At 55.7% G+C, this 12,333-nt stretch carries 10 protein-coding genes and 1 tRNA gene; 4 read left to right on the top strand and 7 right to left on the bottom strand.

What is annotated here, in order from left to right; genetic code table 11:
- Positions 1-16 precede the first annotated feature (16 nt).
- The 3 genes from ccoO to ACJJIZ_RS19080 form a co-directional block, all read right to left on the bottom strand.
- Positions 17-634, bottom strand: coding sequence for a cytochrome-c oxidase, cbb3-type subunit II (gene ccoO, locus ACJJIZ_RS19070; RefSeq protein WP_413664701.1), 618 nt, complete (start codon positions 632-634; stop codon positions 17-19).
- Positions 635-645: 11 nt separating this feature from the next.
- A complete protein-coding gene (gene ccoN / locus ACJJIZ_RS19075) occupies positions 646-2,100 on the bottom strand; it encodes a cytochrome-c oxidase, cbb3-type subunit I (protein ID WP_413664700.1) in 1,455 nt (484 codons plus the stop codon).
- Positions 2,101-2,255: 155 nt separating this feature from the next.
- Positions 2,256-3,476, bottom strand: coding sequence for an argininosuccinate synthase (locus ACJJIZ_RS19080; RefSeq protein WP_413664699.1), 1,221 nt, complete (start codon positions 3,474-3,476; stop codon positions 2,256-2,258).
- A gap of 319 nt (positions 3,477-3,795) precedes the next feature.
- Here ACJJIZ_RS19080 and pyrC point away from each other — a divergent pair, with 319 nt between their 5' ends.
- From pyrC to ACJJIZ_RS19095, 3 genes are all read left to right on the top strand, one after another.
- Positions 3,796-4,827, top strand: coding sequence for a dihydroorotase (pyrC, locus tag ACJJIZ_RS19085; RefSeq protein WP_444894895.1), 1,032 nt, complete (start codon positions 3,796-3,798; stop codon positions 4,825-4,827).
- A 130-nt stretch (positions 4,828-4,957) separates the two neighbouring features.
- Positions 4,958-5,629 carry a ribonuclease T gene (gene rnt / locus ACJJIZ_RS19090; protein WP_282931564.1) on the top strand — a complete coding sequence of 224 codons (672 nt, stop codon included), beginning with the start codon at positions 4,958-4,960 and terminating at the stop codon, positions 5,627-5,629.
- A 171-nt stretch (positions 5,630-5,800) separates the two neighbouring features.
- A complete protein-coding gene (locus tag ACJJIZ_RS19095; RefSeq protein ID WP_282931563.1) occupies positions 5,801-5,995 on the top strand; it encodes a PFL_1563 family small protein in 195 nt (64 codons plus the stop codon).
- A gap of 105 nt (positions 5,996-6,100) precedes the next feature.
- On the opposite strand, the gene secF is transcribed toward ACJJIZ_RS19095, so the two are convergent.
- From secF to queA, 4 genes are all read right to left on the bottom strand, one after another.
- Positions 6,101-7,102 (bottom strand): protein translocase subunit SecF, encoded by a 1,002-nt coding sequence (gene secF / locus ACJJIZ_RS19100; protein WP_444894896.1) that lies wholly within the window; start codon positions 7,100-7,102, stop codon positions 6,101-6,103.
- 11 nt (positions 7,103-7,113) lie between these two features.
- Positions 7,114-8,982 (bottom strand): protein translocase subunit SecD, encoded by a 1,869-nt coding sequence (secD, locus tag ACJJIZ_RS19105; protein ID WP_444914478.1) that lies wholly within the window; start codon positions 8,980-8,982, stop codon positions 7,114-7,116.
- A gap of 219 nt (positions 8,983-9,201) precedes the next feature.
- Positions 9,202-10,320, bottom strand: a complete 1,119-nt coding sequence (gene tgt, locus ACJJIZ_RS19110) for a tRNA guanosine(34) transglycosylase Tgt (protein ID WP_444898252.1) — start codon at positions 10,318-10,320, stop codon at positions 9,202-9,204.
- A 14-nt stretch (positions 10,321-10,334) separates the two neighbouring features.
- The gene (gene queA / locus ACJJIZ_RS19115; RefSeq protein WP_444906139.1) at positions 10,335-11,408 is read right to left on the bottom strand and encodes a tRNA preQ1(34) S-adenosylmethionine ribosyltransferase-isomerase QueA; all 1,074 of its coding nucleotides are present in this window, start codon (positions 11,406-11,408) and stop codon (positions 10,335-10,337) included.
- Positions 11,409-11,852: 444 nt separating this feature from the next.
- Between queA and ACJJIZ_RS19120 the strand changes: the two genes are divergently transcribed.
- Positions 11,853-11,939: transfer RNA gene (locus ACJJIZ_RS19120), tRNA-Leu, on the top strand.
- Positions 11,940-12,333: the final 394 nt, after the last annotated feature.

Consider the following 12,333-nt stretch of genomic DNA (forward strand, 5'->3'; position numbering starts at 1 on the left):
GTTTCCTTCCTCGCTATTAGCGTTTTTGGGTAACCAGGGTACCCAGCTGTTGCAAGTAAGCGACCAGCGCGTCAATTTCCTTGACCTTGCCACCTTTGAAAGGCTCAGCGGCGTTGGCGATGTCGTCATCGGTGTAGGGCACACCGACGAAGCGCAGCGCTTCCATCTTACGTGCGGTGTATTCGCCAGTTACCACATTGTCGAACAACCAGGGGTAAGCAGGCATGATTGACTCAGGCACAACGCTGCGCGGGTTGTACAAGTGCGCGCGCTGCCATTCATCAGAGTAGCGTCCACCTACGCGCGCCAGGTCTGGACCGGTACGCTTGGAGCCCCACAGGAAGGGGTGCTCGTAAATGGATTCCTGAGCCATGGAGTAGTGGCCGTAACGCTCAACTTCCGCACGCAGAGGACGAATCATCTGGGTGTGACAAACGTGGCAGCCTTCGCGAATGTAGATATCGCGACCTTCCAGCTCCATTGCTGTCAGCGGCTTCTGCCCCGGCAGCGGCGTGTAGTTATCCTTGGTAAAGAACTGCGGAACGATCTCAACCAGGGCGCCGAAACTGATGGCGATAATGGTGAAAAAGATCATCCAGCCGATGTTTTTTTCTACGAGGTCATGATTCTTCACGATCTAAACTCCTATGCCGCAGGCACTGCTCGAACGGTGTTATCGGCTTCGGCATCGTTTACCTTCTCGGTAATCGTGCGGTAAACGTTGTAAGCCATCAGCAGCATACCCACCAGGAACATGGCGCCGCCCAACCAGCGAACTACATAGCCCGGATGGCTGGCTACAACACTCTCTACGAAGCTGTAAGTCAGGGTGCCGTCGGCGTTAAATGCACGCCACATCAGGCCCTGGGTAATACCGTTAACCCACATAGCGGCGATGTACAGAACAGTACCTACAGTGGCCAGCCAGAAGTGCGCGTTGATCAGCTTGGAGCTGTACATTTCGCGGCGTTTCCACAGAACCGGAACCAAGTGATACAGAGCACCGATAGAGATCATGGCAACCCAGCCCAAAGCGCCGGAGTGTACGTGGCCAACGGTCCAGTCAGTGTTGTGAGACAGGGCGTTTACAGTCTTGATGGACATCATCGGACCTTCGAAGGTAGACATACCGTAGAAGGACAGGGATACCACCAGGAAGCGCAGAGTCGGATCAGTGCGCAGCTTATGCCATGCGCCGGACAGGGTCATGATGCCGTTGATCATACCGCCCCAGGAAGGTGCCAGCAGAATCAGGGACATAACCATCGCCAGGCTCTGAGCCCAGTCGGGCAGCGCTGAGTAGTGCAAGTGGTGACCACCAGCCCATACGTACAGGGAGATCAGTGCCCAGAAGTGAACGATAGACAGCTGGTAAGAATAAACCGGACGACCAGCTTGCTTAGGTACGAAGTAGTACATGATGCCGAGGAAGGCAGCAGTCAGGAAGAACCCTACTGCGTTGTGGCCATACCACCACTGGATCATTGCGTCCTTAGTGCCCGAATAGATAGAGTAGGACTTGAACGGGCCAACAGGAATCTCCAGGTTATTAACGATATGGAGAACAGCAATAGTTACGATGTAAGCACCGAAGAACCAGTTCGCCACGTAGATGTGAGAAGTCTTACGCTTCATGATGGTGCCGAAGAACACCAGCGCGTAAGCAACCCAAACCAGGGCGATCAGGATATCGATAGGCCACTCGAGCTCAGCGTATTCCTTGGTGGAAGTGAAGCCCATCGGCAGAGTAATTGCCGCGGCGACGATAACGGCCTGCCATCCCCAGAAGGTGAAGGGGATCAGCCAGCCACCCCAAAGGCGGACCTGACAGGTACGCTGTACCACATAGTAAGAAGTGGCAAAGAGAACACTACCACCAAAGGCGAAAATTACCGCATTGGTGTGCAGGGGCCTCAAGCGCCCAAAGTGCGAGAAGGGCTGCCAAAAGTCGTTGAGTTCAGGCCAGGCTAGCTGGGCTGCGATCAATACGCCCATGCCCATACCAAAAATGCCCCAGACCACGGACATGATGGTGAACTGGCGCACGATATTGTAGTCATAGTCCGGCACAGGGCCGGTCTTTGCCACCGTTGTCGTCATGTTTTTACTTCCGTTGCTTTTAAGATTCGGTTCCACTGTGCGGGACTGGCCCACCACAGAAGGTGTGTAACCACAATGTGTGAGGCACTGTGGTTACTATTGGCCGGATAAGGATTTAAGCGCATCCTTGCCCGGTGATTGCTGATCTAAATCAACTAAATCAATTTTCTTCCTTTACCTGCGGCAATGCGCAGACGCAGGGCGTTGAGCTTGATAAAGCCCTCCGCATCCTTCTGGTCGTAAGCGCCAGCATCGTCTTCGAAGGTAGCGATACGCTCATCGAAGAGGCTGTCCGCAGAGCGACGGCCCACAGCACTCACGCTGCCTTTGTACAGTTTCAGGCGAACTTCGCCGTTAACCACATCTTGGGACTCATCGATCGCAGCCTGCAGCATGCTGCGCTCCGGGGACCACCAGTAACCGTTGTAAACCAGCTCGGCGTAGCGCGGCATCAGGGAATCCTTCATGTGCGCAACTTCGCGATCCAGGGTAATGGACTCAATGGCGCGGTGCGCCTTCATCAAAATGGTGCCGCCCGGTGTTTCGTAGCAGCCGCGGGACTTCATTCCCACGTAGCGGTTTTCCACGATATCCAGACGACCGATACCGTTGGCTCCGCCCAACTTATTCAGCTTCTCAAGCAAAGTAGCAGGGCTTAAGCGCTCACCGTCGATAGAAACGGGATCGCCCTTCTCAAAACCCAAAGTAATGTAGGTGGGTTCTTCCGGAGCCGCCTCGGGGCTCACACTCCAGCGCCACATATCCTCTTCGGCTTCCGCCCAGGGATCTTCGAGGTTGCCGCCCTCGTAAGAGATGTGCAGCAGGTTGGCATCCATCGAGTAAGGGGATTTCTTCTTGCTGGAAGAGAAGTCCACCGGAATATTGTGCTGCTCGCAGTACTGCATCAGCTTTTCGCGGGAGTTCAGGTCCCACTCGCGCCAGGGAGCGATTACCTGGATGCCCGGCTTCAGCGCGTAGGCGCCCAGTTCGAAGCGCACCTGGTCATTACCTTTACCGGTAGCACCGTGGGAAATGGCATCGGCGCCAGTCTCGTTGGCAATCTCAATCAGGCGCTTGGCAATCAGCGGGCGCGCAATAGAGGTACCCAGCAGGTACTCCCCTTCATAAATCGCATTGGCGCGGAACATCGGGAAAACGAAATCGCGCACATACTCTTCGCGCAGATCGTCGATATAAATCTCTTTAACCCCGAGGGCCTCGGCCTTGGCACGGGCCGGTTCCACCTCTTCACCCTGGCCGATATCAGCGGTGAAAGTCACCACTTCACAACCGTAAGTCTCCTGCAACCATCGCACGATTACTGACGTATCCAATCCACCGGAGTATGCCAGTACCACCTTTTCGATTTTGCTCATTGCTGTCCTCTGCTGCCGGAAATACGCCGCCGCGACAAAAACGCGGAGACGGGGAATGCCACTACGCGAAACTAGTGTCGGTCTGGGGGAGTTATTCTTGGAGATATGCCCAGGATCGGTAAATTGCGGGCACAACAATACCCACACTCTTTGTCGGGGCGCGATTGTAGCGCCTAAGCTCGCGATCGACTAGCGCCAAGGCGCGAGTAAGCACAATTGATTGATTTTTAACCTTTTCGTGCATCGCAATTTTGTACAGCTTCGGGTAGCATTCGCGCCGCACAACGACTCACTACGCTAAGAAGCTTTACGGAGTACCATGACGGAGCAAATTACCCTTCGCGCCCCCGACGACTGGCACATTCACCTGCGCGACGGCGCCGCTCTCGGGCGCACCGTGCCCGATGCCGCAAAACAATTCCGCCGCGTGATTGTAATGCCCAACCTGGTACCCCCTGTGACCGATGCCGAAAGTGCAGTGGCATATAAGGAACGTATCAACGCCAATGTTCCCGCCGACACTCCTTTCGAACCCTTGATGGTGATCTACCTCACTGACAAGACCGACGCTGCCGTTATTCGCAAGGCTCATGAAGCCGGTGTTATCGCCGCCAAACTGTACCCAGCGGGCGCGACCACCAACTCCGATTCCGGCGTTACCGATATCGCCAACATCTACCCGGCCCTGGAAGAGATGCAGGCCTGCGGTATGAAGCTGCTGGTACACGGTGAAGTGACCACCAGCGATATCGATATCTTCGACCGCGAGCAGGCTTTTATCGAGAAAACCCTGTCCCGCCTGGTAGATGATTTCCCCACGCTGAAAGTGGTGTTTGAACATATCACCACCGCCCAAGCAGTAGAGTTTGTACAAGGCGCCCGCGAAGGCGTTGCCGCAACCATCACCGCGCACCACCTGCTGTACAACCGCAACCATATGCTGGTTGGTGGTATCCAGCCGCACTTTTACTGCCTGCCGATCCTCAAGCGCGGCTACCATCAAAATGCATTGATCGAAGCGGCCACCAGCGGTAACCCGAAGTTTTTCCTCGGCACCGACTCAGCCCCCCACGCCCACCACAAGAAAGAACACTCCTGTGGTTGCGCCGGCTGCTATACCGCCTACTCCGCTATTGAGCTATACGCCGAAGTATTCGAGCGCGCGGGCAAACTGGACAAGCTGGAAGGCTTTGCCAGTGAGTTCGGCCCCGACTTCTACGAGCTGCCGCGCAACGAGGGCACCATCACCCTGGTCAAGAGCCCCTGGACCCTGCCGGAAAAACTGGATATGGGTGGTGAAAATCTGATTCCCCTCGCAGCCGGTGAAACCTTAAACTGGCAACTTGCGTAATCGGCGAGTGCCCTGATTACAGCGCCTGCAGGGAGAACACTCCCGGCAGGCGCCGCAATTCGAATACAATACCCTGCCCCACCAGCGCCAAATGCTGCTGGCCTGAAGACAAGATTTACAAGGAACCACCGTGACACCCGCCGAAGAACCCACAGGACCAAAAAGCTCTCTCGCCCAGCGATTCCGAGGCTTTCTGCCCGTGGTCATCGACCTTGAAACCGGCGGCTTTAACGCCCGTACCGATGCACTGCTGGAAATTTCTGCGGTTATCCTCGACATGGATGACTCCGGCAACCTCTTCCCGCTGGAGACCCACAGTTTCCACCTGGAGCCTTTTGAGGGCGCCAATGTTGAGCAATCCGCTCTCGACTTTATTGGCATCGACCTGGAATCCCCGGACCGCGACGCCTGGCCGGAAGAAATCGCCATCCCCGAGCTGTTCCGCAAGATTCGCAGCGCGGTGAAAAAGCACAGCTGCACCCGCGCCATCGTGGTTGCCCACAATGCCCACTTCGACCTGGGCTTCGTCAATGCAGCCGTCGAGCGCACCGGCATCAAGCGCAACCCATTCCACCCGTTCTCCTGCTTCGACACCGCTAGCCTCGCCGGCCTCGCCTACGGCCAGACCGTATTAGCCAAAGCTTGCCAGGTTGCTGGAATCGAGTTTGATAACAACTGCGCCCACTCCGCCGAGTACGACGCAGAAAAAACCGCAACCCTGTTTTGCGGCATCGTGAACAAGTGGAAAGAGATGGGCGGTTGGCCGCTGGAAACCGAAGAGACCACAGAAGAAGCTGAATAACGCACTATTCTTCCGGGCTGCCTCGAAGCGGCCCGATTTATCCAAAAACGACAGAATTACTCGAAAACTGTCGACAAAATATCCGCTATGCGCAGACTCTGGCCACTTGGGTGATTTTTTGTTCAAACCATGCTAATATGGCCCGCTTACACATAAAAACCGGATAGCGCCGTGGCCAAGAAACCTTCCTCTTCCTCCAATCGCAAACAAGCCGCTCCCCTCGAGACCAGCGAAAGTATCGAAGAGCAGGTAAAGGCGTTCCTCGCCGGTGGCGGTGAGATCGAGCAGGTGCCCAAAGGGGTGAGCGGCCAGACCAACACTTCCGGCCCCAAGCACATCACCCTCGGCAAAAAGCCCAGAGACTAACCTCCGCGCAATAAAAAACCCCGACGGCGCTCCACTGATCAACAGCAAAGCGCGGCCGGGGCCGCTCGAATATGGCTGCGTCAACGCAGCCACTTCTCATTCACATCAGGGCATTTCTTCCAGTTCTGCACCCTCTTTCACCGGCGGCATCAGATCTTCTTTGTTGATATTCAAAGCCATCAGCACGTTGGCAGCCACGTAAACAGAGGAGTAAGTACCCACAACCACACCCACGATCAAGGCCAGGGAGAAGTTGTGGATCAATTCGCCACCGAAGAACTGCAGCGCCCACAGCACCAGCAAGGTGGTGAAGGACGTCATAAAGGTACGGCCCAGGGTCTGGCTGATAGAGATATTGATAATCTCCTCAGACTCAGCCTTGCGCACCTTGCGGAAGTTCTCGCGGATACGGTCCGATACCACAATGGTATCGTTCAGGGAGTAACCGATCACCGCCAACACGGCCGCCAGCACGGTTAAATCGAAGTCCAATCCCATCACCGCAAAGAAGCCCAGCACGATAATCACATCGTGGCCCAAAGCCGCTACAGCGCCGAAAGAGAACTTGTACTGGAAGCGCAGGGCAACGTAGATCATCACCATGAACAGGGCCAGCATCATGCCCAGGCCGCCGTCATCGCGCAGCTCGGCACCTACCTGTGGGCCCACCATCTCGACACGGCGCAGCTCAACATCACCCTCACTGCCCTCTCTCAGGAGAGCCACAACCTTGTCACCGATCGGCGTCGTTGTTTCCTGATCGGTAGCGCTGATCTGGATTTCTTCCTCGGTCACCGCAGGGGGCAACTTGATCAGCAGGTCCTTCTCAGAACCAAAATTCACTACCGTAGCACCGTCGTAACCCGCTGCTTCCAGCTGGTCGCGCACATCGCTGATAAAAGGCGTTACCTCGTAGCCCACTTCAACCTGGGTACCACCGGTAAAGTCCAGGCCAAACTTCAGGCCGTTCATTGCCAGTGCGGCGATGGAGGAAAGTACCAGCACCACCGAGACAATCCCGGCGATCTTGCGCCAGCGCATAAAGTCGTAGACGCGCTTGCCCATGTACTCGGTAATTTTGCCGTTATCCACTTTGGTCTCACTCATGACTGACTCCCTTAAATCCAGAGCTTCTGCACACGGCGACCGCCGTAGAACAAGTTAACAATTGCTCGCGTACCCATGATGGCACTGAACATGGAGGTGAGAATACCGATAGACAGGGTTACCGCGAAGCCCTGTACCGGACCGGAACCAATGGCATACAGGATCACCGCCACAATCAGGGTGGTGATGTTCGCATCCACAATGGTGCTGTAAGCATTGTCAAAACCGGCACTGATCGCTGTCTGGGGAGGCATCCCATTCCTGAGCTCCTCCCGTATTCGCGAGAATATAAGCACGTTGGCATCCACCGCCATACCCACGGTCAATACGATACCGGCGATACCAGGCAGTGTGAGGGTTGCACCCAGCAGCGACATCACCGCCACCAACAGGATCATATTCACCGCCAAGGCCAGGTTCGCGGCCAAGCCAAATACGCGGTAGGAAATCAGCATACAGATAATCACGGCCAGCAGACCGATCTGTACGGATTGCACACCCACCTTGATGTTATCGGCACCCAGGGATGGGCCGATCACACGCTCTTCCACAAAGTACATGGGCGCAGCCAGGGCACCAGCACGCAGCAGCAGGGCTAATTCCTGGGCTTCGGCCGGGCTGTCCAGACCGGTGGTGCGGAACTGCTTGCCCAAGGCACTCTGTACCGTAGCCAAGCTGATAATTTTTCGCTCTTCAGTGCGCTTCTGCACGGTAACTTCGTTACCGTTTTCGTCGATCTCAGTTACCGGCTCAAAGCGAGTCTCGATAAACAGGGTGCCCATACGGCGACCGACATTCTTCCAGGTAGCGCGGTGCATCATCTCGCCGCCACGGGCGTCGAGGGTGATATTTACCTGCGGGAAGCCGCTCTCGTCGTAACCGACGCGGGCATTGGTAACGCTGTCACCCTTGATAATGATCTGGCGCTCCAACCAGGCACCACCATACATCTGCGCCTGACGATCATCGCGGTAATCGAAGTATTCCTTGTTGGAAACCAGCTCATCCGGGCGAGCTTCCATACGGTATTCGAGGTTGGCAGTTTTACCGATAATACGCTTGGCCTCTGCGGTGTCCTGTACACCGGGCAGCTCCACAACGATACGGTTACGGCCCTGGCGCTGTACGATCGGCTCAGCAACACCCAGCTCGTTCACCCGGTTGCGCAGGGTAGTGAGGTTCTGGGTTACTGCGTAATCTTCCAGCTGCTTGATTTCCTGATCGGTCAGGGTTGCGCGGATCTCCAGGTTTTCGCCGCTGCCGGACTCCCGCAACTGAAGCTGCGGGAATTCCTTGCGCAGGGTGGACATCGCCCGGCTGCGCAGCTCATCGTTGCGGAAACGGGCAATAATCTCGCGATCATCTACCAGTTCCACATTGCGGTAACGGGCCTTGGCTTCGCGCAGTTTGCTCTTTACTTCCTGCTCGTAGCTTTCCATGTTGTTCTTGACGATGGTGTTGGTGTCGACTTCCATCAGGAAGTGCACACCACCCGCCAGGTCCAAACCGAGCTTCATCGGGCTAGCGCCGATATCTTTCATCCACTGGGGTGTGGTGGAAGCCAGGTTCAGGGCGACAACATAGTTGGTGGTTCCAAGCGCTTTTTGAATCGCCTCTTTAGCCGGCAACTGCTCCTCCATGGAGTTCAAGCGAATCAGTACTGACTTGTCCCCAACTTCGCCGCCGAAGTGAGCAATACCCGCTTCATCCAGGGCTTTTTGTGCATTCGCAAGGACATCGGGGCCGATGGTGAGTGCACTGGATTGCCCGGAAATCTGCACGGCAGGGTCCGGCTTATAGAGATTGGGCGCGGCGTACATCAGGCCAAAGGCCACAACCGCGAGAATCAGAAAGTACTTCCAGATCGGGTAGCGATTCATGCTGTTCTCATTGTTCTAGTGTGACCCCGAGGGCCGGTAAATCTTGGCAATCTGCCTAAGCAATTTGCCTGGATATGCGGGCAGTATACGCAGAATGCAAGGTACACCGCCCCCAATAAAAGTGGGGGCTGATTATACGGGGATCGTGGGAACGGACAAATTACAGGGGTGCCGCAATGAGACGGGCAGCACCCCAGGCAGGGTAAAAGCGACGCCTGATCAGGCCTCCAGCGCCGGAACCTCGCGGCCCAGACCACGGTAGAACTCGGCGACATAAGCCTCCAACTCATTGGCGGCAATGGCATCGCGTAGCTTTTGCATCAGGCGCTGGTAGTGGCGCAAATTGTGAATCGTATTCAGCTGCGCACCGAGAATTTCACCGCAGCGATCCAGGTGGTGCAGGTAAGCGCGGGAGAAATTCTCACAGGTGTAACAATCGCACTCTTCCTCCAAGGGACCCGTATCGTGACGGTGCCTGGCGTTGCGGATTTTCACCACGCCTTCGAAGGTAAACAGGTGGCCGTTGCGCGCATTGCGAGTAGGCATAACGCAGTCGAACATATCCACACCGCGACGCACCGCCTCGACAATATCCTCCGGCTTGCCCACGCCCATCAGGTAGCGCGGCTTATCTTCCGGCATCTTGTGAGCCAGGTGATCCAAGACCTTGATCATCTCATCTTTAGGCTCACCCACAGACAGGCCACCAATGGCATAGCCATCGAAACCAATCTCAGTCAGGCCGCGCAGTGACACATCGCGCAACTCCGGGAACATACCGCCCTGCACAATTCCGAACAGCGCCGACGGGCTATCGCCATGAGCTTTCTTGGAGCGCTCCGCCCAACGCAGGGACAACTCCATAGATTTGCGCGCTTCGTCAGTGGTGGCCGGATAAGGGGTGCACTCATCGAAGATCATGACGATATCGGAACCCAGGTCCCGCTGAACGCGCATGGACTCTTCCGGGTCCAGGAATACCGGACTGCCATCGATAGGCGAGCGGAAAGAAACCCCCTCTTCCGTAATCTTGCGCAGTTCACCCAGGCTAAACACCTGGAAACCGCCGGAGTCGGTGAGGATCGGGCCGGACCACTGGGTAAAATCGTGCAGATCGCCGTGGGCTTTAACCACTTCGGTACCCGGGCGCAGCATCAGGTGGAAGGTGTTGCCCAGAATAATCTGTGCACCGATCCCTTCGATATCCCTCGGCAACATACCTTTCACGGTGCCGTAAGTGCCCACCGGCATAAACGCCGGGGTTTCCACTACACCGCGAGGGAAACGCAAGCGGCCGCGACGGGCCTTGCCATCAGTGGTATCCACTTCAAACTGCATAAAACATTCGCGGCTCACTGGGTATCTCCTTTCGCTGGTGCGACTTCTTCTTTTTTGGCATTGGGATCGCGGGTAATAAACATGGCATCGCCGTAACTAAAAAAGCGATAGCGCTCCTCAACAGCGGCCTTATAAGCGGCCATCGTGTGCTGGTACCCCGCGAAGGCACTCACCAGCATCAATAAGGTGGATTCCGGCAGATGGAAGTTGGTGATCAACTTATCCACAACCTGGAATTCATAACCGGGGTAAATAAAGATATCTGTCTCCCCCACCGTGGCCTGTAACTGGCCACTGCGCGCCGCACTTTCCAGCGCGCGCACACTGGTGGTACCCACCGCAATCACGCTGCCATTGCGAGCGCGGCAAGCAGTTACCGCATCCACCACATCCTGGGAGACGTCCAGCACTTCGCTGTGCATCTGGTGCTCATAAATATTGTCCACGCGCACCGGCTGGAAAGTACCGGCGCCCACATGCAGGGTAACGAAGACAACCTCGACACCTTTATCCCGCAATGCACCGATCATCTCATCATCAAAGTGCAGCCCCGCCGTCGGCGCCGCCACAGCACCGGCATTGCGGCCGTATACGGTTTGGTAGCGCTCGCGATCGCTGGCATCGTCTTCACGATCAATATAAGGAGGCAGCGGCATATGGCCGAGGCGATCCAGAATCGCCAGCACACCTTCTTCTTTAGGGAAGGACAATTCAAACAGTGCATCCTTGCGGCCGGTCACCTCTATACGGGTACCGTCTTCAAGGACGATGGTAGAGCCGGGCTTAGGCGACTTGCTGGAGCGCACATGGGCCCAGATATCCGTCTCGTTAAGCACCCGCTCCACCAGGATTTCCAACTTACCGCCGGTCTCCTTCTGCGCGAACAAACGCGCCGGGATCACCCGGGTATCGTTAAAGACTATCAGGTCACCAGCTTGGACCTGATCGAGAATATCTGGGAACTGCCGATGTGCAATGGCCCCGCTGGGCCCATCCAGACACAAAAGACGGCTGCCACGGCGCTCCTCAGTGGGCGCGCGGGCAATCAGCTCATCGGGCAGATGAAAGTCAAAGTCCTGACGCTGCATGGAATCCTGGAAATCTAGAAACTATGGAGAGGTCGCGAAGGTTATAGGAAATTTTAGGAGCTGTTAAGGAGCCTCTGAAAAACTCCGTGATACCTCTGGCATGCAGAGCAGTTCACAATCAAGGCGCGGCTTTGCAGGAATGTCTAGACCTTGCAAGAAGCCGCAACGCCGAGTGTGAATTGCTCTGCAAGCCCCAAAGGGTGGGCCTTGAGGGCTACAGCTGCCACGTTGCAGCTCTTGCAAAGGACTGTGCCATTCGCGGCGAGCTGCGCCTAACATCTGCAGCCCTCAAGACCCACAGAGGCATTACAGAGTTTCTCAGAGGCTCCTCAACTCGGACGACAGAAAATGCGCTAAGTTATTGAAATCACTGGTTGACCCAAGCGAAAGCATTGCTATAATCACGCCCTCTTCGCACCGACCCCAAGGTCGAGCAGCGAAAGTGCCAGAGTGGTGAAATTGGTAGACACAGGGGATTCAAAATCCCCCGCCCTTAAAAGCGTGCCGGTTCGAGTCCGGCCTCTGGTACCATCTCTCAAGCCCGCGTCAGCTCTAGCTTTCGCGGGTTTTTTAATTCTGGCTTACCTTCCCTAAATTTTGAAGATTGGCGCTTGAAAGACCCAAAGTGTCCACATTGTGTCCACACAGGTTTTTTTTGACTCTCCCTTGCCCACATGTGGACACCATCAATCTATTGCTTTCCCCCTGTGAAACTCCTCTTCATTTCTCTTCCAATCTCTTCAAAGTGTGAAATCCAAAGCATCCCCAAACCCCGCACCAGCTCAGGCCCTGGCCGCCAATCTCATTTCATCAACTAAAAGAACGCCAAAAATCGGCAGGCGTGGGGAGGAGTGACCGGCGGCACTTTTTACGGTACGTTTTCTGATCAGAATAAGCTGTAGGCCTTGAAAATCGTGGAGTTCAA

Source organism: Microbulbifer maximicatervae (SeqCode), from assembly GCF_052467225.1.

What these genes read in the sequence shown, in the direction of transcription:
- ccoN (WP_413664700.1), bottom strand. Translation starts at nt 2,100, where the DNA reads ATGACGACAACGGTGGCAAAGACCGGCCCTGTGCCGGACTATGACTAC.
- ACJJIZ_RS19080 (WP_413664699.1), bottom strand. Translation starts at nt 3,476, where the DNA reads ATGAGCAAAATCGAAAAGGTGGTACTGGCATACTCCGGTGGATTGGAT.
- pyrC (WP_444894895.1), top strand. Translation starts at nt 3,796, where the DNA reads ATGACGGAGCAAATTACCCTTCGCGCCCCCGACGACTGGCACATTCAC.
- secF (WP_444894896.1), bottom strand. Translation starts at nt 7,102, where the DNA reads ATGAGTGAGACCAAAGTGGATAACGGCAAAATTACCGAGTACATGGGC.
- secD (WP_444914478.1), bottom strand. Translation starts at nt 8,982, where the DNA reads ATGAATCGCTACCCGATCTGGAAGTACTTTCTGATTCTCGCGGTTGTG.
- tgt (WP_444898252.1), bottom strand. Translation starts at nt 10,320, where the DNA reads ATGCAGTTTGAAGTGGATACCACTGATGGCAAGGCCCGTCGCGGCCGC.
- queA (WP_444906139.1), bottom strand. Translation starts at nt 11,408, where the DNA reads ATGCAGCGTCAGGACTTTGACTTTCATCTGCCCGATGAGCTGATTGCC.